General features: G+C 72.6%; 18 protein-coding genes. 12 read left to right on the forward strand and 6 right to left on the reverse strand.

All coding sequences use genetic code 11. From position 1 onward, the window contains the following. Genes nuoN through WDZ95_RS18415 form a run of 4 tightly spaced genes read left to right on the forward strand, consistent with a single transcriptional unit; the run spans position 1 to position 2,888 of the window. Positions 1-1,497, forward strand: a complete 1,497-nt coding sequence (gene nuoN, locus WDZ95_RS18400; RefSeq protein WP_425780578.1) for an NADH-quinone oxidoreductase subunit NuoN — start codon at positions 1-3, stop codon at positions 1,495-1,497. Positions 1,498-1,544: 47 nt separating this feature from the next. After that, on the forward strand, positions 1,545-1,850 hold the full coding sequence (locus WDZ95_RS18405) for a DUF2818 family protein (protein WP_425780580.1): 306 nt from the start codon (positions 1,545-1,547) through the stop codon (positions 1,848-1,850). After that, on the forward strand, positions 1,843-2,424 hold the full coding sequence (locus WDZ95_RS18410; RefSeq protein WP_166224481.1) for an NUDIX domain-containing protein: 582 nt from the start codon (positions 1,843-1,845) through the stop codon (positions 2,422-2,424). Before WDZ95_RS18405 ends, WDZ95_RS18410 begins: the two co-directional genes overlap by 8 nt. After that, positions 2,421-2,888, forward strand: a complete 468-nt coding sequence (locus WDZ95_RS18415) for a DUF1178 family protein (RefSeq protein ID WP_166224484.1) — start codon at positions 2,421-2,423, stop codon at positions 2,886-2,888. The genes WDZ95_RS18410 and WDZ95_RS18415 overlap by 4 nt, the downstream gene beginning before the upstream one ends. Before the next feature lie 91 nt (positions 2,889-2,979). On the opposite strand, the gene WDZ95_RS18420 is transcribed toward WDZ95_RS18415, so the two are convergent. Then, positions 2,980-4,284, reverse strand: a complete 1,305-nt coding sequence (locus WDZ95_RS18420; RefSeq protein WP_425780583.1) for a Glu/Leu/Phe/Val family dehydrogenase — start codon at positions 4,282-4,284, stop codon at positions 2,980-2,982. A 207-nt stretch (positions 4,285-4,491) separates the two neighbouring features. On the opposite strand from WDZ95_RS18420, the gene WDZ95_RS18425 reads away from it, so the two are divergent. Further along, complete coding sequence (locus tag WDZ95_RS18425; RefSeq protein WP_425780585.1) at positions 4,492-5,673, forward strand: YjgN family protein; 1,182 nt, start codon at positions 4,492-4,494, stop codon at positions 5,671-5,673. Further along, positions 5,673-6,725, forward strand: a complete 1,053-nt coding sequence (locus WDZ95_RS18430; RefSeq protein WP_425780587.1) for a M48 family metallopeptidase — start codon at positions 5,673-5,675, stop codon at positions 6,723-6,725. The genes WDZ95_RS18425 and WDZ95_RS18430 overlap by 1 nt, the downstream gene beginning before the upstream one ends. Here WDZ95_RS18430 and WDZ95_RS18435 read toward each other — a convergent pair. Next, positions 6,715-8,496: an ABC transporter transmembrane domain-containing protein gene (locus WDZ95_RS18435; RefSeq protein ID WP_166224496.1), complete on the reverse strand. Its 1,782-nt coding sequence runs from the start codon at positions 8,494-8,496 to the stop codon at positions 6,715-6,717. The genes WDZ95_RS18430 and WDZ95_RS18435 overlap by 11 nt on opposite strands. Positions 8,497-8,612: 116 nt before the next feature. Between WDZ95_RS18435 and WDZ95_RS18440 the strand changes: the two genes are divergently transcribed. Next, positions 8,613-8,885, forward strand: a complete 273-nt coding sequence (locus tag WDZ95_RS18440; protein WP_425780589.1) for a hypothetical protein — start codon at positions 8,613-8,615, stop codon at positions 8,883-8,885. Between the two features lie 22 nt (positions 8,886-8,907). On the opposite strand, the gene WDZ95_RS18445 is transcribed toward WDZ95_RS18440, so the two are convergent. Further along, on the reverse strand, positions 8,908-10,044 hold the full coding sequence (locus WDZ95_RS18445) for a lipocalin-like domain-containing protein (RefSeq protein ID WP_425780591.1): 1,137 nt from the start codon (positions 10,042-10,044) through the stop codon (positions 8,908-8,910). Between the two features lie 4 nt (positions 10,045-10,048). Beyond that, entirely contained in the window at positions 10,049-12,571 is a 2,523-nt protein-coding gene (locus WDZ95_RS18450) for an FtsX-like permease family protein (protein ID WP_425780593.1), read from the reverse strand. A 108-nt stretch (positions 12,572-12,679) separates the two neighbouring features. Between WDZ95_RS18450 and WDZ95_RS18455 the strand changes: the two genes are divergently transcribed. The 5 genes from WDZ95_RS18455 (at position 12,680) to ppc (ending at position 19,108) form a co-directional block, all read left to right on the forward strand. Continuing rightward, positions 12,680-12,847 (forward strand): hypothetical protein, encoded by a 168-nt coding sequence (locus WDZ95_RS18455; protein WP_166224508.1) that lies wholly within the window; start codon positions 12,680-12,682, stop codon positions 12,845-12,847. Positions 12,848-13,007: 160 nt separating this feature from the next. Continuing rightward, positions 13,008-14,030: a thiamine ABC transporter substrate-binding protein gene (locus WDZ95_RS18460; RefSeq protein ID WP_425780595.1), complete on the forward strand. Its 1,023-nt coding sequence runs from the start codon at positions 13,008-13,010 to the stop codon at positions 14,028-14,030. Between the two features lie 8 nt (positions 14,031-14,038). Then, on the forward strand, positions 14,039-15,607 hold the full coding sequence (locus WDZ95_RS18465) for an ABC transporter permease (protein ID WP_425780597.1): 1,569 nt from the start codon (positions 14,039-14,041) through the stop codon (positions 15,605-15,607). After that, positions 15,591-16,235, forward strand: a complete 645-nt coding sequence (locus WDZ95_RS18470) for an ABC transporter ATP-binding protein (protein WP_166224517.1) — start codon at positions 15,591-15,593, stop codon at positions 16,233-16,235. Before WDZ95_RS18465 ends, WDZ95_RS18470 begins: the two co-directional genes overlap by 17 nt. 11 nt (positions 16,236-16,246) lie before the next feature. Then, positions 16,247-19,108 (forward strand): phosphoenolpyruvate carboxylase, encoded by a 2,862-nt coding sequence (gene ppc, locus WDZ95_RS18475; RefSeq protein ID WP_425780600.1) that lies wholly within the window; start codon positions 16,247-16,249, stop codon positions 19,106-19,108. A gap of 20 nt (positions 19,109-19,128) precedes the next feature. Here ppc and WDZ95_RS18480 read toward each other — a convergent pair whose 3' ends face one another. Continuing rightward, positions 19,129-20,304 (reverse strand): lytic murein transglycosylase, encoded by a 1,176-nt coding sequence (locus WDZ95_RS18480; protein ID WP_425780602.1) that lies wholly within the window; start codon positions 20,302-20,304, stop codon positions 19,129-19,131. 31 nt (positions 20,305-20,335) lie between these two features. Continuing rightward, positions 20,336-21,700, reverse strand: a complete 1,365-nt coding sequence (locus tag WDZ95_RS18485) for an MBL fold metallo-hydrolase (RefSeq protein WP_425780604.1) — start codon at positions 21,698-21,700, stop codon at positions 20,336-20,338. Positions 21,701-21,716: the final 16 nt, after the last annotated feature.

The following is a 21,716-nucleotide window of genomic DNA, read 5'->3' on the forward strand; positions in this document are numbered from 1 at the left end:
ATGATCGACAAACTCAGCTGGGTCGCGGCTTACCCGGAAATCCTGCTCGCGGTGATGGCCTGCGTGATCGCGCTGGTCGACCTCGGCGTCAAGTCGCCCAAGCGCGGCGCCACCCACGTGCTCACCCTGCTCACGCTCGCCGTGGTGGCGCTGCTGCTGGGCGTGGCCGCATCCGGCGGTCAGACCATCGTCGGCTTCGGCGGCATGATCGTGAGCGACCCCATGGGCAACTGGCTCAAGTGCTTTGGTGCACTCGCGCTCATGGTCACGCTGGTCTACGGCCGCGGCTACGCCAGCCAGCGCGACATGCTGCGCGGCGGTGAGCTCTTCTCCATGAGCCTGCTCGCGCTGCTGGGCATGTTCGTGATGATCTCGGGCCACAACTTCCTGGTGATCTACCTGGGCCTGGAGCTGCTCACGCTCTCGAGCTATGCCCTGGTGGCCCTGCGCCGCGACAACATCGCCGCCACCGAAGCCGCCATGAAGTACTTCGTGCTCGGCGCGCTGGCCAGCGGCTTCCTGCTCTATGGCCTGTCCATGGTCTACGGCGCCACCGGCTCGCTCGACCTGGCCCAGGTGCTGGCTGCCATCTCCGGCGGTGCGGCCACGCTCAAGGGCTCGCCCCAGGTGCTCACGCTGGGTCTGGTGTTCGTGGTGGCCGGCCTGGCCTTCAAGCTCGGTGTGGCCCCGTTCCACATGTGGGTGCCCGACGTCTATCACGGCGCGCCCACGGCCGTCACGCTGCTGATCGGCGGTGCGCCCAAGCTCGCGGCCTTCGCCATCGTGATCCGCCTGCTCGTCGAAGGCATGGCCCCGCTCGCGGTCGACTGGCAGCAGATGCTGGGCGTGCTCGCGGTGGTGTCGCTGCTGGTGGGCAACCTGGCCGCCATCGCGCAGACCAACCTCAAGCGCATGCTGGCCTTCTCCACCATCGCGCAAATGGGCTTCCTGCTGCTGGGCCTGCTGGCCGGCGTGTCGGGCGGCAGCACGGCCAACATGGCCAACGCCTACAGCTCGTCCATGTTCTACGTGATCACCTACGTGCTCACCACCCTGGGCACCTTCGGCGTGATCCTGCTGCTCTCGCGCAGCGGCTTCGAGTCCGAGAACATCGAGGACCTCGCGGGCCTGAACCAGCGCAGTCCGCTGTACGCCGGCGTGATGGCCACCTGCATGTTCTCGCTCGCGGGCATCCCCCCGCTGGTGGGTTTCTACGCCAAGCTCTCGGTGCTGCAAGCCCTGCTGGCCTCGCCCTCGGCCTTCCACGTGGGCCTCGCGGTGTTCGCCGTGGTCATGTCGCTGGTGGGCGCGTTCTATTACCTGCGTCTGGTCAAGGTCATGTACTTCGACGCGCCGGTGCAGACCGCGCCGATCGAGGCCGGCCTCGAGGTGCGCTCGGTGCTGTCGCTCAACGGCCTGCTGGTGCTGGTGCTGGGCATCGTGCCGGGCGGGCTCATGGCCCTGTGCGCGCAATCCATCGCGGCGCTGTTCGCGTGATCGGAAGGGCCACGGAACCCGTGGCCCGCGCCGTGCTCTGACGCCCCATGGACCAAACCGCTGCCGTCTGGCTGGTGCTCACCGCCGCCCTCGTCGCCGCCAACCTGCCGTTCGTGAACGACCGCCTGTTCGTGGCGGGACCGGCCCGGGCGCCCAAGTCGTTGGGCTTTCGCCTGCTCGAACTCGTGGTGCTGTACTTCGTGGTCGGCGCGATCGGCCTCGGGCTCGAACAGCACGCGGGCCAGATCTACCCCCAGGGCTGGGAGTTCTACGCCACCACGGCCTCGCTGTTCGTAACCCTGGCCTTCCCCGGCTTCGTCTACCGCTACCTCTACAAAAAGCGGCATGCCTGACGCCCACCTGAAGGAAGTGCCGCTGGCGCGCACCGAGCTGCTGCGCGGCCACTTCCTGCACGTGGTGCGCGACACCGTGCGCCTGCCCACGGGCGCCGAGGCCACGCGCGAATTTGTCCTGCACCCGGGCGCGGTGATGGTGATCGGCCTGCTCGACGACGGCCGCGTGGTGCTCGAGCGCCAGTACCGCCACCCCATGCAGGCCGTGATGGTGGAATTCCCCGCCGGCAAGCTCGACCCGGGCGAGGGCAGCCTGGCCTGCGGCCGGCGCGAGCTGCGCGAGGAAACCGGCTACACCGCGCGCGAATGGGCCTTCGCGGGCCGGCTCGCACCCACCATCGCGTACTCCGACGAGGTCATCGACATCTGGTTCGCTCGCGGCCTGCGCCTGGGCGAGCGCGCGCTCGACGACGGCGAGGCGCTCGACGTGTTCGCCGCCACGCCCGCCGAGTTGCAGGCCATGTGCCGCGACGGCCGCGTCATCGACTGCAAGACCCTGGTGGGCGCCCTCTGGCTGCAAAACGTCCTGAGCGGCGCCTGGGTTCTCGATTGGCAGGAGAATCCGGGGCCATGAAGGTCCTCGATCTGCAATGCGCGCACCAGCACGTGTTCGAAGGCTGGTTCGCGTCCGAAGACGATTTCAACAGCCAGCTCGCGCGCGGGCTGGTGAGTTGCCCGCTGTGCGGTGATCAGCACATCGAGAAGAAGCTGTCGGCGCCGCGGCTGAACCTGCGCGCCGGCAAGCAGGACGCGACGCCGGCCCCCGCGTCCGGCGTGGCCATGAGCAACCACCCCGCGCACGCCGAACTGGCCGAGCTGCAGGCCCGCATGCTGCGCGCCATGCGCGAGATCGTGGCCAACACCGAAGACGTGGGCGAGCGCTTCGCCGAACAGGCGCGCGCCATGCACCACGGCGAGATCGAGCGCCGCAACATCCGCGGCAGCGCCACCCCCGAGGTGGCGCTCGAACTCATCGAAGAGGGCGTGGACGTGATGCCGCTGCCCTTGCTGCCGCCGGCGAAGGAAACGCTGCAGTAGCTGGTTCTTCGGGGTTTCGTACGACCACCTCGCGGGGCCGGAGCACGGGCGCCCGCTCCAGCGGCCCTGAGGCAAGGTTTGCAAGAAGAAATCAGGGGTACAACCCACGCAGATCCCGCGCGTGCAGGATGCGCTGGCACGCGATGATGAAGGTGGCCGTGCGCAGGCTCACCTGGTGGTCTTCGGCCACCTGCCACACGGAGGCGAACGCGTCTTTCATGATCTTCACGAGCCGCGCGTTGATTTCGTCTTCGGTCCAGAAGAAGCTCGAGAAATCCTGCACCCACTCGAAGTAGCTCACGGTGACGCCGCCCGCGTTGGCGATCACGTCGGGCAGCACCAGCACGCCGCGGTCGTGCAGGATGTCGTCGGCCTGCGGCGTGGTGGGGCCGTTCGCGCCTTCGATCACCATGCGCGCCTGGATGCGGCCCGCGTTCTTCTCGGTGATCTGGCCTTCGAGCGCCGCGGGGATCAGGATGTCGCAGGGCAGGCCCCAGAAGTCTTCGCTGGCCACGGTGTCGGCCCCCGCGAAGCCGGCCACCGAACCGTGACGGCCCACGTGGTCGAGCAGCGCGGGCACATCGATGCCGCTGTCGCGGTAGAGCGTGCCGCCGTGGTCCTGCACCGCGACGATGCGCGCGCCGGCCTCGGCGAACAGCTTGGCGGCCACGCCGCCCACGTTGCCGAAACCCTGCACGGCCACGCGCGCCGCGGCCACGTCGAGCCCGGTGCGGCGCGCGGCCTCGGCCCCCACCGTGAACACGCCGCGGCCCGTGGCCTCGCGCCGGCCCAGCGAACCGCCGAGGTCGACCGGCTTGCCCGTGACCACGCCCGTGGCCGTGGCGCCTTCGTTCATCGAGTAGGTGTCCATCATCCAGGCCATCACCTGCTCGTTGGTGTTGACGTCGGGCGCGGGGATGTCCTTGCTCGGGCCGATGATGATGCCGATCTCGCTCGTGTAGCGGCGCGTCACGCGCTCGAGCTCGCCGCGCGAGAGCTGGCGCGGGTCGACCCGGATGCCGCCCTTGGCGCCGCCATAGGGCACGTTCACCGCGGCGTTCTTGATCGACATCCAGGCCGCCAGCGCCATCACTTCGGACAGCGTGACGTCCTGGTGGAAGCGCACGCCGCCCTTGCCTGGGCCGCGGCTGGTGTTGTGCTGCACGCGGTAGCCTTCGAAGTGCGCGACGGTGCCGTTGTCGAGTTGAATGGGCACGTCGACGATCAGCGTGCGCTTGGGGCGCTTGAGCGTTTCGACCCAGCGCGCGAGCCGGCCCAGGTAGGGCGTGACGCGGTCGACCTGTTGCAGGTAGATGCCCCAGGGGCCGAGGTGGTGGGGGTCGAGGTAGGAGGGCAGGGCCTGGGTGAAGGCGGCCGGGGCGTGGGCAGGTGACATGGTGGTGGACTCCGGGATCGGGCGGTCTGGTGCGGTCTTGTGGGGTGCGGTGACCGGTCTGCAGGGCACTGTAAGCAGGCGCCTGCGCTGTGTCCAAGGCCGGGTCTCGATGGTTCCATGCCGGCCCTGCATGGGACATGGCCGCGCCGCTGCTAGCATCGCGCGCGGGCGGGCGCACAGACCCGCTCCCACGAGGGAGGAGAAACCATGACACCGATCGAGGCCGCCACCGTGCCCGGCCCCGCGCCTGTTGCGCCGCAGCAGGACACACCGCCGCGCGTGCAGACACTGCCGATCCGCTTCACCGGCTCGGGCAGCGAGTACTTCCGCATCTGGATCGTCAACCTGCTGCTCACGCTGGTGACCTTCTCGCTGTACTGGCCTTTCGCCCGCGCGCGGCGCATTGCCTACTTCCAGAACAACACGCTGGTGGGCGACGACCCGCTGGGTTTTCACGGCGACCCCTGGAAGATGTTCCGTGGCTACATCGTGGTGATGGTGCTGGCCATCGCCTACGGCGCCTTGTCGGAGACCGTGCCCGCCGTGGCCGCGGTGCTGCTCTTGCTGTTCGCGCTGGTGTGGCCCGCGCTGTGGCGCGCCTCGCTGCAGTTCCGCCTGCGCAACACCAGCTGGCGCGGCGTGCGCATGGCCTTCGTGGGCGACCTCAAGGGCGCCTACGGCGCGCTGCTGCCGTTCTTCGTGCCTGCGCTGGTGCTGGTGCTGTTCCTGCCCGACGTGGCCAGCGACGAAAAGCCCTCGCCCGAGGCCTCGCGCCGCGTGCTGTGGGTGCTGGGTGCGGTGGCGGTGTACACGCTCGCGGTGCTGCCCTGGTGTTTCGCGCGCCTCAAGCGCTACCAGCACGGCAGCTACCTGTTCGCGGGCGAACGCACCGAGCTGCGGGCCGGCAACGGCCGCTTCTACGGCCTGCTCGCGCGCGTGATCGGGCTGCTGCTGCTGGTGGTGGCGCTGGTCATCGGCGTGGTGGCCCTGATCGCCTACAGCGGCGGGCCGGGCGCGCGCATGCTGGGCTTCTTCGCCGCCATCGGCGTGTTGTACCTGCTGATGCCGCTGATCGTGGTGCCCTATGCCACGGTGGCGCTGCAGAACCTGGTCTGGGCGAACACCCGCACGCGCCACACGCGCTTTCGCAGCGAACTGCGCTTCGGCACGCTGTTTCGGCTCACGCTGGTCAACTGGCTGCTGATCGTGTGCACGCTGGGCCTGTACTGGCCGTTCGCGCAGGTGCGCACGGCGCGCGCGCGGCTCGAGTGCATGGCGCTGCAGGTCAAGGGCGACGTGGACAGCTGGATGGCCCGCGCGCAGGCGCGCCAGGGCGGCGTGCTCGGCGACGCCGCGGGCGATTTCTTCGGCATCGACGTGGGCCTGTGATGCCGCGCGGCGCGCCCCTGCTCACGCGCTGGTACGACGGCACCAGCCCGCGCGCGCATGCGGTGTTCGTGCGGCTCGACGGCGACACGCTCGTGATCGAGCCGCGCGAGCCGGGCCTGGCGCCACAGCGCCACCCCTTGCGCGGCGTGCGCTGGCCCGAGCGCCGCACCCATGGCCAGCGCCAGACCGAGCTGCCCGATGGCGGCCTGCTGCAGCACGCAGACGCGCGCGAGTGGGACGCCTGGTGTGCCGATCAATCGATCGGCGAGTCCTTCGTGGTGGGCTGGCAGCAGAGCTGGCGCGGCGTGCTCGTCGCGCTGCTCACCACGGTGGCGGTCCTGGGCCTCACCTGGGTCTGGGGCGTGCCCTGGGCCAGCGCGCGGATGGCGCAACACGTGCCGCCCGCGCTCGAGGCGCGCATCGGCCGCGAGAGCATGGAACAGCTCGAGCGGGTGTTCTTCCAACCCAGTGCCCTGCCCGCGGCGCAGCAGCAGGCGCTGCAGGCGCGCTGGCAGGCCATGGTGCAGCGCGCCCACACGGCCGGCGAAGCGCCCCCGCACACCCTGGCGTTTCGCGCCTCGCCACGCCTCGGGCCCAACGCCTTGGCCCTGCCGGGCGGGCAGATCGTGGTCACCGACGAGCTGGTGCGGCTGCTGCACGACCAGCCCGACGTGCTCATGGGCGTGCTCGGCCACGAACTCGGCCACGTGCAGCACCGCGACGGCATGGACATGCTGGTGCGCTCGACCTTCATCAGTGCGCTCGTGGGCGTGGTGTTCGGCGACATGGGCGGTTTCGTCGCGGCCGTGCCTGCGGCGCTGCTCACGCAGTCGTACTCGCGCGACGCCGAACGCCGCGCCGACCAGCGCGCGGCCGAACTGCTGCACGCCAACGGCGTGTCGCCCGCGGTCATGGCCACGCTGTTCGAGCGCCTGCGCGCGCAGCACCAGGCCGGCGAGGACGAGGCGCTGCCCATCGCCATCGCGAGCCACCCGGCCGACGCCGAGCGCGTGCGCTTCTTCCGCGAGTGGGCCGCCAACCCTAGCCGTTGAACTGCAGCGCGGCCAGGCCCGCGTACACGCCGCCGCGCGCCACCAGCTCGGCGTGCGTGCCCTGTTCCACCAGGCGTCCGTGGTCGAGCACCACGATGCGGTCGGCGCGCTGCACCGTGGCCAGGCGGTGCGCGATCACGAGCGTGGTGCGGTCGCGCATGGCGGCCTCCAGCGCGGCCTGCACCACGCGCTCGCTCTGCGCGTCGAGCGCGCTCGTGGCCTCGTCGAGCAGCAGCAGCGGCGGGTTCTTGAGCATGGCGCGCGCGATCGCGATGCGCTGGCGCTGGCCGCCCGACAGGCGCACGCCGCGCTCGCCCAGGAAGGTGTCGTAGCCCTCGGGCAGGCGTTCGATGAACTCGTCGGCGAAGGCCGCGCGCGCGGCCGCCTTCACCTCGTCGTCGCTCGCGCCCGGCTTGCCGTAGCGGATGTTCTCCAGCGCGCTGCTCGAGAAGATCACCGGCTCCTGCGGCACGATGCCGATGCGCTCGCGCAGCGCCTGCAGGTCCATGGCGTCGATGGGCGTGCCGTCGAGCACGATGCGGCCTTGCTGCGGGTCGTAGAAGCGCAGCAGCAGGCCGAACACCGTGCTCTTGCCCGCGCCGCTCGGGCCCACGATGGCCACGGTCTGCCCCGGCGCCACCGCGAGCGAGAAGCCGTCGAGCGCGGCCTGCGCCGGCCGCGAAGGGTAGTGAAAGCGCACGTCTTCGAACGCCAGCGCGCTGCCGCCCTCGGGCAGCGGCGCGGCCAGCGGCTGCGCGGGCGAGCGCACCGGCGATTCGGTGGCCAGCAGTTCCATCAGGCGCTCGCTCGCGCCCGCGGCGCGCAGCAGGTCGCCATAGACCTCGCCGAGCACGGCCACCGCGCCCGCGAAGATCACCACGTAGAACACCGCCTGCCCCAACTGCCCCGGCGTGAGCTGGCCATTGAGCACCGCCTGCGTACCCTGGAACAGGCCCCAGAGCACCAGGGCCGCGTTGGCGATGATCACGAAGGCCACGAGCGCGGCGCGTGCGCGTGTGCGCCGCACCGCGGTGTCGAAGGCGAACTGCGTGGAGCGGTCGAAGCGCTGCGCCTCGCGCCCCTCGGCCGCGTAGCTCTGCACCGTGGGAATGGCATTGAGCACCTCGGCCGCGATCGAGCTCGAATCGGCCACGCGGTCCTGGCTGGCGCGCGAGAGCCGGCGCACGCGGCGGCCGAACCACATGGCCGGCAGCACCACGAACAGCACCACCGCCACCACCTGCACCATCACGTAGGGGTGCGACCACACCAGCATGCCCAGCGCCCCCAGGCCCATCACCGCATTGCGCAGGCCCATCGAGAGCGACGAGCCCACCACGGTCTGCACCAGCGTGGTGTCGGTGGTCAGGCGCGAGAGCACCTCGCCGGTCTGCGTGGTCTCGAAGAACTGCGGGCTCTGGCGCAGCACGTGGCTGTACACGGCGTTGCGCAGGTCGGCCGTGATGCGCTCGCCGATCCAGCTCACGAAGTAGAAGCGCACCGCCGAGAACACGCCCAGCGCCACCGCCACCGCGAACAGCTCGGCGAAGTGCTCGCGCAGCGCCAGCGCCTGCTCGCCGCGCCCGGCCGGCACCAGGCCGTCGTCGATCAGCAGCCGCAGCGCCGCCGGAAAGGCCAGCGTGGCCGCCGCGGCCAGCACCAGGAACAGCAGCGCCAGTGCGATCTGCAGGCGGTAGGGCCGCATGAAGGGCAGCAGCCCGCTGAGGGAGCGCGGCGATTGGCCGCGCGGACGGTCGGAGGCGGTGGTCATGGCCGGATTCTGCTCCGGCGCCGTGACGCGCCGTCACAACCCGCGTGTGCAACCCGATTGCGTGTCATCGAATTGCGCGATAACAATTGGCGCACCACCCATTCAGGAGCAGGTTCATGTTCGCCAAATCCCTCATCACCGCCACCGTGTTCGCGCTGGCCGCCAGCGCCGCGTTCGCGGAGGGCCCGACCTGCCAGGCGCAGTCGGCCGAGAAGAAACTGGCCGGCGCGGCCAAGAACAGTTTTCTGAAGAAGTGCGAGAAAGACGCCGCCGCCGTGTGCGAAGCCAACGCCGCCGAGAAGAAGCTCGCGGGCGCGGCCAAGAACAGCTTCACCAAGAAGTGCGTGAAGGACGCGGTGGGCATGGCCGAGGCGAAGAAGCCGGCCTGAACAGCGGGCGCCGTCGCAGCGGCTACAGCACCAGCCGCTTCGCGTACCCCGTCATCTCCAGGTAGCCGCGCCCCACCGTGCGGCCGTTGCTGTCGATCAGGTCCGACAGCCCTTCCCAGTAGATCGCGCCCGTGCTGGCGCGGCTGTCGAGTTCCTGGGCGTCGATGCGGGCGCGCACGGTGTAGAAGTCGGCCGGCGTGCGCACGGCCCATTCCACCGGGTAGCGCGTGCGCGTGAGCGGGCTGGTCCACCAGCGCCGTGGCGCGAAGTCCACCTCGCCCACCGGGAAGCGGTGGATGGCGTTCGGGTCCTGCGCGTCGCCCGCGGCGCGAAAGGAGCCCCCGGCCCAGAGCTTGCCGCCGTCGGCGCGGCGCAGCTGGAAGGCCGTGAGGCTGTGGCCCTCGAACAGGTTCATGCCGATCCAGTCCCAGCCCACGGCCTCGGGGTGCAGCAGGGCCTCGCTCCATTCGTGGTCGAGCCATGCGGTGCCGCTGACGCTGAAACGCTGGCCCGCCAGGCCCAGCGTGCCGCGCACGCGCAGCTGCGGCTGGGTCACGTAAAAGCTCGCCTGCGCCGCGTCGGGGCCCTTGCGCGAGAAGCCGTGCTCGCCCTGCAGCAGCCAGGCCTGCGGCGCGTCGGCCTCGAGTTCGATCAGCAGCGTGTCGCCGGTCAGGCGTGTGCGGTAGCCGCCGTCGGCGCGGCGCTGCAGGAACCAGTCGCGGATGTGCACCTCGGTGTCGCGCTCGCTCGCGAACACCGCGCGTTCGGGGCTCGGCGGCGGCTCGCCGTTCCAGCGCGCGATGCGCTCGTCGTGGTGCAGCCGCTGGCCCGCCACGTCGGTGATGGCCGCGTGCGCGAACAGCAGCTGGCGCGCCGCGAGCCGGCCCGACAGGGCCTGGGCCGGGTCCACCCGGCTGCGGAAGAAGGTCACCTGGAAGCCGAACTCGCGGCCGGCGGCGTCCTGCGCCCGGCCCGTGAGGTACCACCATTCGGTGCGCGTGTCGGGGTGGGCGCCGTGGTCGCGCGGGAACACCAGCGGCCGCGGCCGCAGCGCGTCGCCGGGGCGCGCCACGTCGCGGGCCTGCGCGCGCGGCAGCGCGAGGGCGGGCGCGAGTGCGAGTGCAAGTGGGGTCAAGAGCAGGGGGCGGCGCGCGATCATGGGTTCACCAGTCCTGTTTCACGGCCTGCACCGCGTCGCGCGAGGCCGCGGCCCGGCCCGCGAGCCAGGCCGTGAGCGTGCCCGCGAGCACCACCGCCACGCACAGCGCCAACAGGCGCGGCCAGGGCAGCACGAGGTCCATGGTCCAGTGAAAGCTCTGCGGGTTCACCACGTGCACCAGCACCAGGCTCACGAGCAGGCCCAGTGCCAGGCCCGCGAGCGCGCCCAGCACGGTCCAGGCCAGGCCTTCGAGCGCCACCACGCCCAGCACCTGCGCGCGCGTGAGCCCCAGGTGCGCGAGCAGGCCGAACTCCTTGCGCCGCACCAGCACCTGGGCGCTGAAGCTCGCGGCCACGCCGAACAGGCCGATGCCGATGGCCACGGCCTGCAGCCACACGGTGACGGCGAAGCTGCGGTCGAAGATGCGCAGCGAGGTGGCGCGGATCTGTTCGGCCGACGCGAACTCGACGGCCTCGGCCAGGCCCTGCTGCGCGGCCAGCGCGCGCAGGGCTTCGCGCACCGCGTCCGGGTCGGTGCCCTCGGCGGGGTGCAGCGCGAGGTCGCTCACGCGGCGGTCGCGCGTGAGCCGCGCGTACACGGCTTCGTCGATCGCGATGCTGCCGTGCTGGCGCGCGTAGTCGCGCCACACGCCGGCCACCACGTAGCGCGCCGCGCGCGCCTCGGGCGCGGCCAGGGCCTGCGCGAGCGCGGGCAGCGGCTGGCCGGGGCGCGCGCCGTACAGGTCTTGCATGGCCTCGCTCACGTACACCGGCACCGTGCCCTCGGGCACGGGCACGGCGCGGCCCACCAGCGGCAAGGGCAGGGGCTCGCCCTGCAGCGTGCGCACCAGCAGCGTCACGGGCGGGCGCGCGGGGTCGAACTGCAGCGGCAGCGCGCGCAGCGTGTCCACGCGCGCCACGCCGGGCTGGGCGCGCACGCCGGCCACGAAGGCCTCGGGCAGCGGCGCGCCGTCGTTGCTGCGCAGGTACAGCGGCGCGGGCAGCACGGCGTCGAGCCAGTGCGAGACCGAGTCGCGAAAGCTCGCCACCATCACCGTGAGCGCCACCGACAAGGCCAGGCTCGCGACCACGCCGCTGGTGGCCACGGCCGCGGTTTCGCGCAGGCGCCGCGCGCGCTCCACCGCAAGCAGCGGCAGCGCGTGGCGCGCCAAGCGCGGGGCCAGGTGTTCGAGCAGCGCGCCCACCGCGAGCGGCAGCGCCGCGATGCCGCCCACCAGCAGCAACCCGACCGACAGATACGCACCCAGCGCAAGGCCGGCCACGGGCGGCGCGAGCGCGCACAGCCCGGCCAGCAGCACCAGGCCCAGCGCCAGACCGTGGCGGCGGCGCGGCGGCAGCGCCGAGCCCAGGCCCTTGAGCGCCTGTGCGGGCGCGAGCGCTGCGGCCGCGCGCGCGGGCCACCAGCCGCCCACCAGCGCCGCGGCCAGGCCCAGTGCGCCGTACAGCAGCGCGGCCGGCGCGCTCCAGCGCAGCGGCGGCGTCACGCCCGTGAAGTAACCGCCGCCGAGGTCGCCGCCCAGCCGCTGCAGCGCCAGCGCCGCGAGCGCGGTGCCCAGCAACAGGCCGATGGCGCTGCCCAGCAGGCCGATGCCGGCCGACTCGGCCAGCACCAGGCGCAAGCGCTCGCGCGCCGACAGGCCCATGACCCCGAGCAGCGCGAACTGCGGCTGGCGCCGCGTGACCGACAGCGACAGCACCGAGAACACCAGGAAGGCGCCCGTGAACAGCGCCACCAGCGCGAGCACCGTGAGGTTCACGCGGTAGGCGCGCGACAGGCTGCTCACCCGCTCGCCCGCCTGCGCCGGGCCTTGTGCGTACACGCCGGGCGGCAAATCGAGCGCGGCGACCACGCGGTCGAGCGCGGCACCGGGCGCCAGCCGCAGATCGATGCGGCTGAGCTCGCCGGGCTGCCCGGCCAGGGCCTGCAGCGCGGCCACGTCCATCACCGCGAGCGGCGCGCCCGGGGCGTTCACGCGGCCGGCCACACGCAGTTCGGCGCGGCGCGCGCCCAGGCGCAGCGCCACGGTGTCGGCCGCACCCAGCGCCTCGCGCGCGGCGGCGTTGAGGAACACGGTGTCGGGCGCGAACAGGTCGAGCCGGTCGGCACCGGCGCGCTCGCTGTCCACCAGCGGCAACAGCGCGGGCGCCACGCGCGCCACCAGCAGCGCGTCCACGCCCAGCAATCGCAGGACCAGGCGCTCGCCGCTGGCGCTGCGCGCCTCCACCGTGCGTTCGAGCACCGGGCTGGCCACGGCCACCGCGGGGTGGGCCGCCACGCGTTCGAGCAGCGCGTCGTCCAGCGGTCCCTGGCGCGCGCGAAGCTCGGCGTCGGGCTGGCCATTCACCGCGGCCACGGCCTGGCCGAATTCGGCCAATGCCGAGGCGTTGATGAGCTGCACCGCGAAGGCCAGGGCCACGCCCAGCGCGACGGCGAGCACCGCCACCGCGCTGCGCCACGGGTGGTGGCGCAGTTCCTGCCAGGAGAAGGTGGCGAGCAGTCGGCGCATGCGCGCAGCTTACGCGGGCCGGCTTGCCCCCGCCCGGCGGTCGGGCCGGGCAGGGCGGGTGTGGTTGAATACGGGCTTTGCTTTTTTCCGTTGAACTGAGGATTTGCCATGGGCAACAAGATCGTCACCGAGGCCGACCGCAAGGCCACCCCGCGTCCCACCGCCGCCAACGGCGTCGTGCTGCCCACGCCCGGCCGTGGTCAGCGCCGCAGCCTGGAGCGCGGCGTGGCCACGCGCAGCAAGAAGAACCCCGGCAAGCGCCCGCACAGCGGCTGATTGAGAACCCCCCCGCCGCGCTGCGCGCGACCCCCCCCAGGGGGGCGGCGCCAGCGGCCCGGCGGAGCCGGTTCCGCGGCGCCCCTCGATCGGAGCGTGCGCTCCAACAAGTCCGCTCTGGCGGGCTTTTTGTTTTCTGGTCTGGTCTAGGAGTCCTTCCATGCAACGCCGTTGTCTGTTGGCCGCCGCCCTGATCGCTTCGGCCGGGCTTGCCGCGGCCCAGGCCCCGTTGCGCGTGATCGCGCACGACTCGTTCGAGCTGCCGGCACCGCTGCTCGCGCAGTTCGAGCGCGAGGCCGGCGTGAAGCTGCAGCTCATCAAGGGCGGCGACGCGGGCGAAGTGCTCAACCGCCTGATCCTCACGCGCGCCAGGCCCATCGCCGATGTGGCCTTCGGCATCGACAACGCGCTGCTGCCGCGCGCCGAGCAGGCCGGCGTGTTCGATGCCTACGACGGCCCGGCCGCCAAGCGCCCGGCCGCCGCGCCACTGGGGGCGGGCGTGGTGCCGGTCGACCTGGGCTATGTGGCGCTCAACGTGGACAAGGCCTGGTTCGCCGGCAAGGGGCTGGCGCTGCCGGCCTCGCTCGACGACCTCACCAAGCCCGCCTACAAGAACCTGCTCGTGGTGCAGCACCCGGGCACCTCCAGCCCGGGCCAGGCGTTTCTGCAGGCCACCATCGCGGGCCTGGGCGAGGCGCAGGCCTTCGAGTGGTGGGCGAAGATGCGCGCCAACGGCGTGAAGGTGGCCAAGGGCTGGAGCGAGGCCTACTACACCGACTTCACGCGCAACGGCGGCACGCGGCCCATCGTGGTGAGCTACGCGAGCAGCCCCGCGGCCGAGGTCTTCTTCAGCAAGACGCCGCTGACCGAATCGCCCACCGCCAACCTGTTCCTGCGCGGCAGCGTGTACCGGCAGGTCGAGGGCGTGGCCCTGGTCAAGGGCGGCAACCCCGCGCTGCGGCCGGCGGCGGGCCGATTCATCGAGTTCCTGCGCTCGGCCCCGGTGCAGCAGGCCCTGCAGACCAGCATGTGGATGTACCCGGCCGAGCCGGGCACGCCGCGCGCCGAGCTGCTGCGGCGCCACGCGGCCGAGCCCGCGCGCTTCGACAACCCGCCCACCGAACCCGCGGGCGACACCTTGCGCGCCTGGCAGGACCGCTGGGTGCGCACGGTGTTGCGCTGACCCGGCCCATGCGCTTCGCCCTGAGCGTGCTGCCCCTGGGCTTTCTGCTGCTGTTCGCGGCGGCGCCCGTGGCGCGCCTGCTGGCCGAGGGCTGGGGCACGGCCGAACCGGGCTTCTGGGGCCTGTGGGGCGACGCCTACCTGCGCGGCCGCGTTCTGTGGTCGCTCGCGCAGGCGGGGTTGAGCGCGGCGCTGTGCTTGCTGCTGGGCCTGCCGCTGGCCTGGGTGTTCGCGCGCTTCGAGTTCGCGGGCCGCACGCTCGCGCTGCGTGCGCTCATGCTGCCCTTCGTGGTGCCCACGCTGGTGGCCGCCATGGGCGTGCTGGCGCTGTTCGGGCCTCGCGGGGTGCTGGGCATCGACGGCTCGGACACGCCCTGGCTGCTGGTCTATGGCAACGTGTTCTTCAACCTCTGCCTCGTGGTGCGCGCCGGCGTCGACGCGCTCGATCAGGTCAGCGCCTCGCGCGTGGCCGCGGCGCGCACCCTGGGCGCCACGCCCTGGCGCGCGTTCTGGCGCGTCGAATGGCCGGCCGTGCGGCCCTGGATCGCGTCGGCGGCCTGCCTGGCGTTTCTGTACTGCCTGAGCGGCTTCGGCCTGGCGTTGGTGCTCGGTGGTCAGCGCTGGGCCACGGCGGAAGTGGAGATCTACACCCTGGTGGCGCACGAGCTCGCACTCGGCCAGGCCGGCGTGCTCGCGCTTTGGATGCTGCTGCTCAACGGCGCGGTGGCGCTGGCCTATGCGGCGATCGAGCAGCGCCTGGCCGTGCCGGCGCGCGCCGACCGGCTGCCGCGCCGCGCGGCCCGCGGCATGGGTGAGCGCGCCGCCGTGGCGGCCGCGCTCGCGCTGCTGGGGGCGGTGGCGGCCGCGCCGCTGCTGGCCATCGTGTGGCGCGCGGCGCCGGCCCTGGCGGACGGCAGCGCGTGGCGCGTGCTCGGCGAGCCCGCCACGCAACTCGCGCTGGGCAATACGCTGCGCTTCACCGCGCTGGCGCTGGCCCTGGCGCTGCCCATGGGCGTGCTGCACGCGGTGTCGGCGCAGGCGCTGCGTGGCTGGGGCGTGGTGTGGCGCGCCGCGGCCTTCCTGCCCTTCGTGGTGTCGCCGGTCACGGTGGCCTTCGGGCTGCTGCTGCTCTACCCCGAATGGACCGCGAGCCTGCCGCTGCTGGTGGCGGCCTACGCGCTCATCGCCTATCCCTTCATCGCCAAGGCGCTCGCGGCCGCGCTCGACGCCGTGCCGCCGCACCTGGCGCAGGCCGCGGCCACGCTGGGCGCTTCGCCCTGGCGCGTGTTCTGGCGCGTCACACTGCCCCATGTGTGGCCCGCGCTGCGCCGCGGCACCGCGTTCGCGGCCGCCACCATGCTGGGCGAGTTCGCGGTCTCGCTCTTTCTTTCGCGGCCCGAATGGCTCACGCTCACCACGCTGATCCACCAGCGCCTGGGCCGGCCGGGCGAGTCCAACCTGCAGGCCGCGCTGGTGCTCGCGGGCCTGCTCATGGCGCTGGCGCTGCTGGTCTTCGTGCTCATCGAAGGCCGCGCCCGCCCGCGCCCCGACCCCGCCGACCATGCTCGAACTGCGTGACATCCACCACCGCTGGGACCAGCGGCCCCTGCTCGATGGCGTGAGCCTGCGCGTGGACGCGGGCCGCACCGTGGCGCTGCTCGGCGCTTCGGGCAGCGGCAAGAGCACGCTGCTCAAGATCGCCGCGGGCATCGAGACGCCCGAGCGCGGCAGCGTGTGGTTCGACGGCGCCGATCTCACGCGCACGCCGCCGCACCGGCGCGGCTTCGCGCTGATGTTCCAGGACTTCGCGCTGTTCCCCCACCTCGACGTGCAGGACAACGTGGCCTTCGGCCTGGTGGAGCAGGGCGTGCCGCGGCGCGAGGCGCGCGAACGCGCGCGTGCGCTGCTCGAGCGCTTCGGCCTGGGCGCGCACGCACGCTCGCGCGTGGCCCACCTCTCGGGCGGTGAGCAGCAGCGCGTGGCGCTGGCGCGCGCGCTCATCACGCAGCCGCGCGCATTGCTGCTCGACGAGCCCTTCTCCGCGCTCGACGCCGCGCTGCGCGAGCAGCTGCGCGCCGAATTCCGCGAGCGCATCGCCGAGGCCGGCATGGCGGCGATCCTGGTCACGCACGACGAGGCCGAGGCGCGCGCGATGGCGCAGCAGGGCTGGGCGCTGGAGGGCGGCCGGCTCGTGCCGCGCTGGTGAGGTCCGGCACAATGCCCGCCACCGTGGACAAGCCCGCCCCCAGCCCGCGCCGCGACGCGGCCAGCCAGCGCCTGCGGCGCATCGACCAGCCGCTGGTGGAAGACATCCGCCTGCTCGGCCGCCTGCTGGGCGAGGTCATCCGCGATCAGGACGGCGCGGCCGCCTACGACACCGTGGAGCGCATCCGCCTGCTCGCGGTGGCCTTCCGCCGCGACGCCGACCTGCAGAGCGAACAGGCGCTCGAGCAACTGCTCAAGTCGCTCAGCGACGACCAGACGGTGAGCGTGATCCGCGCCTTCACCTACTTCAGCCACCTCGCCAACCTCGCCGAAGACCGCCACCACATCCGCCGCCGCCAGGCGCGCGAGCGCGCGGGCGACCAGCAGGAAGGCTCGCTCGACGTGGCGCTGGCGCGGCTGCGCTGGAACGGCGTGCTGCCGCAGACGGTGCGCGAGGCGCTGGCGCACAGCCACGTGTCGCCGGTGCTCACCGCGCACCCCACCGAGGTGCAGCGCAAGAGCATCCTCGACGCCGAGCGCGGCATCGCGCAGCTGCTCGCGCAGCGCGACGACATCCGCGCGCGCTCGCAGGGCACGGGCGGCGCGCTCGACGCCGTGGCCACGCGCGAGATCGCGGCCAACGAGCTGCAGCTCAAGGCGCGTGTGATGCAGCTCTGGCACACGCGGCTGCTGCGCTTCTCGCGCCTGACCGTGGCCGACGAGATCGAGAACGCGCTGAGCTACTACGACACCACCTTCCTGCGCGAAATCCCGCGGCTGTACGCGAACCTCGAACGCGAACTGCCCGGCGGGCCGGTGGCGAGCTTTCTGCGCATGGGCCACTGGGTGGGCGGCGACCGCGACGGCAATCCGCAGGTCACGGCCGACACGCTCGCGCTCGCGCTGCGCCGCCAGAGCGAGGTCGCGCTGCGCCACCTGCTCACCGAGGTGCACCACCTGGGCATGGAGCTGTCGCACTCGGCGCGGCTGGTGAGCGTGCCCGAACCGTTGCAGGCCCTGGCCGCCGCCAGCCCCGACACCAGCGAGCACCGCCAGGACGAACCCTACCGGCGCGCGCTCACGGGCATCTACGCGCGCCTGGCCGCCACGCTCAAGGCCCTGAGCGGCGGCGAGGCCGCGCGCCACGCGCTGCCGCCGCAGAACCCCTACCTCGATTGCGCCGATTTCGTGCGCGACCTGCGCATCATCGAAGACGCGCTGCTCGCCCAGCACGGTGAGGTGCTGGCCGACCTGCGGCTGCGCCCGCTGATCCGCGCGGCGCAGGTGTTCGGCTTTCACCTCGCCACGCTGGACCTGCGCCAGCACGCGCAGCGCTTCGAGGCCGTGGTGGCCGAACTGCTGGCCACCGCGAAACTCGAGCCCGCCTACGGCGCGCTCGACGAAGCGGCGCGCTGCCGCCTGCTGCTGTCCTGCCTCGACGACCGGCGCGCGCTGCGCGTGCCCGGTCACGCCTACTCGCCCGACACCGAGAGCGAACTTGCGGTGTTCGGCGCCGCGCGCGAGCTGCGCGAGCGCTACGGCGCGCAAGCGCTGCGCCACCACATCGTGAGCCACACGGGCTCGGTGAGCGACCTGCTCGAGGTGCTGCTGCTGCAGAAGGAGACCGGCCTGCTGCCGCGCCCGCTGGCCGACGGCGGCGTGCCCGGCCTCATGGTGGTGCCGCTGTTCGAGACCATCGACGACCTGCGCCGCGCCGCGCCGCTGCTGCGCGACTACTTCGCGCTGCCCGGCATTGCGTCCATGGTGCAGCGCGCGGGCGGCGAGCAGGAGGTGATGCTGGGCTACTCCGAGAGCAACAAGGACGCCGGCCTGTTCACGAGCAACTGGACCATCCACCGCGCCAGCGTGGAGCTGGTGGCGCTGTTCGACACGCTCGCGCGCGATGGCCTGCCCGGTGTGCCGGCCACGCGCATCCGGCTGCGCATGTTCCACGGCCGCGGCGGCAGCGTGGGCCGCGGCGGCGGGCCGAGCTACGACGCCATCCTGGCCCAGCCCGAGGGCACGGTGCGCGGCCAGATCCGCCTCACCGAGCAGGGCGAGGTGATCGCGTCCAAGTACGCCAACGCCGACATCGGCCGGCGCAACCTCGAAACGCTGGTGGCCGCGACGCTCGAGGCCACGCTGCTGCCGCCGGCCAAGCCCATTCCGGCCGAATGGCACGAGGTGGCCGAGCGGCTCTCGCAGGCCAGCGCCGCGAGCTACCGCGCGCTGGTGCACGAAACGCCGGGCTTCGACCGCTACTTCTTCGGCGCCACACCGATCCGCGAGATCGCCGAGCTGCACATCGGCTCGCGGCCGGCCACGCGCGGCGCACCCGGCCGCATCGAAGACCTGCGCGCCGTGCCCTGGAGCTTCAGCTGGAGCCAGTGCCGCGTGACGCTGCCGGGCTGGTTCGGCCTGGGCAGCGCGGTGCACGACTACCTGGGCGAAGGCCCGGGGCGCGAGCAGCGCCTGGCCCTGCTCAAGAGCATGCACCGGCGCTGGCCGTTCTTTCGCACCGTGGTCGCCAACATCGACATGGTGCTGGCCAAGAGCGACATGGCGCTGGCGCGCCGCTACGCCGACCTGGTGGACGACGAAGCCCTGCGCCAGCGCATCTTCGCGCGCATCGAGGCCGAGTGGCAGCGCACCGCGCAGGCGCTGCAGCTCATCACGGGCAATGCGCAGCGGCTGGCGGACAACCCCTCACTGGCGCGCTCCATCCACCACCGCTTTCCATACATCGATCCGCTGCACCACTTGCAGGTCGAACTCATGCGGCGCTACCGCAGCGGGCTGGCGGGCGAGCGCGTGCAGCTGGGCATCCACCTGTCCATCAACGGCATCGCGGCCGGCCTGCGCAACACCGGCTGAGGCGCGCGGGCGTGGCGCGTTCAGCCGCCGCGCAGCGCCTTGAGCAGCTTCTGGCCCGCGCGGCCGTCCACCGCCCAGCCCAGGCGCTGCTGCTCGGCGCGCACCGCGGCGCGCGACCTCTCGCCGAGCTGGCCGTCCGCCGCGCCGATGTCGTGGCCGCGCGCGAGCAGCAGGGTCTGCAGCTCGCGGCGTTCGGCGCGCGACAGGCCGGGGTCGTCGGTGGGCCAGGGCGTGGCAAAGGGGCCGGCGCCGCGCAGGCGGTCGGCCAGGTGGGCGATGGCCAGGCCGTAGCTCTCGGCCGCGTTGTAGCTGTAGAGGGCGTCGAAGTTGCGTGTGACGAGGAAGGCCGGGCCCTGCACGCCCGCCGGCGCGAGCAGGCCCAGGCTCATGCCCTCGGGAATCGGCGTGCCGTCGGCCTTTTGCACACCGCGCGCGCGCCACTCGGCGCTCGGGCGTTTGGTGCGCCGGCCTTCGCCCGCGGCCGAGAAGTCTGCGGGCAGCTTCACCTCGAAGCCCCAGGGCAGGTCGTTGCGCCAGCCCGCGCGCTGCAGGAAGTTCGCGGTCGAGGCGAGCGCGTCGGGCGCGCTGTCGAACAGGTCGGCGCGGCCGTCGCCGTCGAAATCGACCGCCAGCCGCTCGAAGGTGCTGGGCATGAACTGCGTGTGGCCGAAGGCACCGGCCCACGAGCCCGTGAAGCGATCGGGCGCGAAATGGCCGGCCTGCAGGATGCGCAGCGCGGCCACGAACTCGGTGCGGAAATAGGCCTGGCGGCGGCCGAAGCACGAGAGCGTGGCCAGCGACTGCACGATGGGCGTGCGGCCGAAGCCCTGGCCGAAGTTGCTCTCGACGCCCCACACCGCGACCACGGTGGCCGGGTCCACGCCATAGCGCTGCTGCACGCGCTGCAGCACCTCGGCGTGTTCCTTCAGGCGGGCTTCGCCGTCGGCCACGCGCTCGTTGTCCACGAGCACGGCCAGGTAGTCCCAGATCGGGGTCTTGAACTCGGGCTGGGCGTCGAGGTTGGCAACCACGCCCATGTTGGGCTGCAAGGCCTCGGTGTGGGCGCGGAACGTGGCCTCGCTCACGCCCGCGCCGCGCGCGGTGCTGCGCAGGCCGTCGAGGCACTGGCGGAAGTCGTCGGTCTGGGCATGGGCGCTGGCGCTGGCCGCCAGCAGCAGGGGAAACAGGAATCTCATCGCAGACAGAGGCGCGGGGCGCGCCAGAAGTTCAAGCCATCCAGGTGCTGTTGTGCTCGGGCACCAGCGCGCGCCAGCCGAGTTCGTGCTCGATGCGCAGGCGCAGGGCGTCGGCGGCCTCCATGTCGCCATGCGTGACGAACACGCGGTGCGGCGCGCGCGGCAGCTGGCGCAGCCAGGCCATGAGCTGGCCCGCGTCGGCATGGGCCGAGGCCGAGGCGAGCTGCACGACCTCGGCGCGCACCGGCCAGTCCTGGCCGAAGATGCGCAGCGTGGCCGTGCCCTGCGCCAGGCGCGCGCCGCGCGTGCCCGGCGCCTGGTAGCCGGTGAGCACCACCATGTTGCGGTGGTCGCCCAGGTGCTGGCTGAGGTGGTGCAGCACGCGCCCGCCGGTGGCCATGCCGCTGGCGGCCAGGATCAGCTTGGGCCCGCGCTGCAGCGCAATCGCCTTGGACTGCTCCACGCTGGTCACCAGGTGCGCGGCGCGCTCCATGTCGCGGCACTGTGCGGCGCTCAGGCGATGCTCGCCCAGGTGGTGTTCGTAGAGCTCGGTGGTGTGCACGGCCATGGGGCTGTCGAGGTACACGGGCAGCGCCGCCGGCAGCCCGCCGCGCGCCTTGAGCTGGGCGATCGCGTGCAGCAGCGCCTGTGCGCGGCCCACGGCGAACACCGGCACCACCGCCGTACCGCCGCGCGCGGCCAGGCGCGCGAGCGCGGGGCCGAGTTCGGCGAGCAGGTCTTCCTGGGGGTGACTGCGGTCCCCATAGGTCGATTCGCACACCACCACGTCGGCCTCGGGCGGGGCATCGGGCGCGTGCATCAGCGCGTCGTCGGGCCGGCCCAGGTCGCCCGAGAACAGCAGCCGCTTGCCGCCCACCTCGACCAGCACGCTGGCCGCGCCGAGGATGTGGCCCGCGCCCGACAGGCGCACGCGCCAGCCGCGCAGCGGCTCGAAGACCTCGTGCGGCGGCACCGCGTGCAGGTGCTTGAGACTTTCGCGCGCGTCCTCCACGTTGTAGAGGGGCAGGGCCGGCTGGTGCTTGCTGAAGCCCTTGCGGTTGGCGTAGGCGGCTTCTTCCTCCTGCAGGTGGCCGCTGTCGGGCAGCAGGATGCGGCACAGGTCGCGCGTGCCGGGCGTGCACCAGGCCTTGCCCTTGAAGCCTTCGCGCACGAGCAGCGGCAGGTAGCCGCTGTGGTCGATGTGCGCGTGCGTGAGCACCACCGCGCCGATCTGCGCCGGCACCACGGGCAGCGGGTCGCGGTTGCGCAGGCGCAGTTGTTTGTAACCCTGGAACAGCCCGCAGTCGACCAGCAGGCGCTGGCCCTCGTGCTCGACCAGGTACTTGGAGCCGGTGACGGTGCCGGCCCCGCCGAGAAATCGGATGTTGACGCCCATGCGGGCATCTTAGGCG

Origin of the sequence: Hydrogenophaga sp. T2 (assembly GCF_049843535.1) — a bacterium.
In the GTDB taxonomy this organism is placed as follows: domain Bacteria; phylum Pseudomonadota; class Gammaproteobacteria; order Burkholderiales; family Burkholderiaceae_C; genus Hydrogenophaga; species Hydrogenophaga crocea.

What these genes read in the sequence shown, in the direction of transcription:
- WDZ95_RS18465 (WP_425780597.1), top strand. Translation starts at nt 14,039, where the DNA reads ATGCGCTTCGCCCTGAGCGTGCTGCCCCTGGGCTTTCTGCTGCTGTTC.
- ppc (WP_425780600.1), top strand. Translation starts at nt 16,247, where the DNA reads ATGCCCGCCACCGTGGACAAGCCCGCCCCCAGCCCGCGCCGCGACGCG.
- WDZ95_RS18430 (WP_425780587.1), top strand. Translation starts at nt 5,673, where the DNA reads ATGCCGCGCGGCGCGCCCCTGCTCACGCGCTGGTACGACGGCACCAGC.
- WDZ95_RS18455 (WP_166224508.1), top strand. Translation starts at nt 12,680, where the DNA reads ATGGGCAACAAGATCGTCACCGAGGCCGACCGCAAGGCCACCCCGCGT.
- WDZ95_RS18485 (WP_425780604.1), bottom strand. Translation starts at nt 21,700, where the DNA reads ATGGGCGTCAACATCCGATTTCTCGGCGGGGCCGGCACCGTCACCGGC.
- WDZ95_RS18445 (WP_425780591.1), bottom strand. Translation starts at nt 10,044, where the DNA reads ATGATCGCGCGCCGCCCCCTGCTCTTGACCCCACTTGCACTCGCACTC.
- WDZ95_RS18405 (WP_425780580.1), top strand. Translation starts at nt 1,545, where the DNA reads ATGGACCAAACCGCTGCCGTCTGGCTGGTGCTCACCGCCGCCCTCGTC.
- WDZ95_RS18440 (WP_425780589.1), top strand. Translation starts at nt 8,613, where the DNA reads ATGTTCGCCAAATCCCTCATCACCGCCACCGTGTTCGCGCTGGCCGCC.
- WDZ95_RS18415 (WP_166224484.1), top strand. Translation starts at nt 2,421, where the DNA reads ATGAAGGTCCTCGATCTGCAATGCGCGCACCAGCACGTGTTCGAAGGC.
- WDZ95_RS18460 (WP_425780595.1), top strand. Translation starts at nt 13,008, where the DNA reads ATGCAACGCCGTTGTCTGTTGGCCGCCGCCCTGATCGCTTCGGCCGGG.
- WDZ95_RS18410 (WP_166224481.1), top strand. Translation starts at nt 1,843, where the DNA reads ATGCCTGACGCCCACCTGAAGGAAGTGCCGCTGGCGCGCACCGAGCTG.
- WDZ95_RS18480 (WP_425780602.1), bottom strand. Translation starts at nt 20,304, where the DNA reads ATGAGATTCCTGTTTCCCCTGCTGCTGGCGGCCAGCGCCAGCGCCCAT.
- nuoN (WP_425780578.1), top strand. Translation starts at nt 1, where the DNA reads ATGATCGACAAACTCAGCTGGGTCGCGGCTTACCCGGAAATCCTGCTC.
- WDZ95_RS18420 (WP_425780583.1), bottom strand. Translation starts at nt 4,284, where the DNA reads ATGTCACCTGCCCACGCCCCGGCCGCCTTCACCCAGGCCCTGCCCTCC.
- WDZ95_RS18450 (WP_425780593.1), bottom strand. Translation starts at nt 12,571, where the DNA reads ATGCGCCGACTGCTCGCCACCTTCTCCTGGCAGGAACTGCGCCACCAC.
- WDZ95_RS18470 (WP_166224517.1), top strand. Translation starts at nt 15,591, where the DNA reads ATGCTCGAACTGCGTGACATCCACCACCGCTGGGACCAGCGGCCCCTG.
- WDZ95_RS18425 (WP_425780585.1), top strand. Translation starts at nt 4,492, where the DNA reads ATGACACCGATCGAGGCCGCCACCGTGCCCGGCCCCGCGCCTGTTGCG.
- WDZ95_RS18435 (WP_166224496.1), bottom strand. Translation starts at nt 8,496, where the DNA reads ATGACCACCGCCTCCGACCGTCCGCGCGGCCAATCGCCGCGCTCCCTC.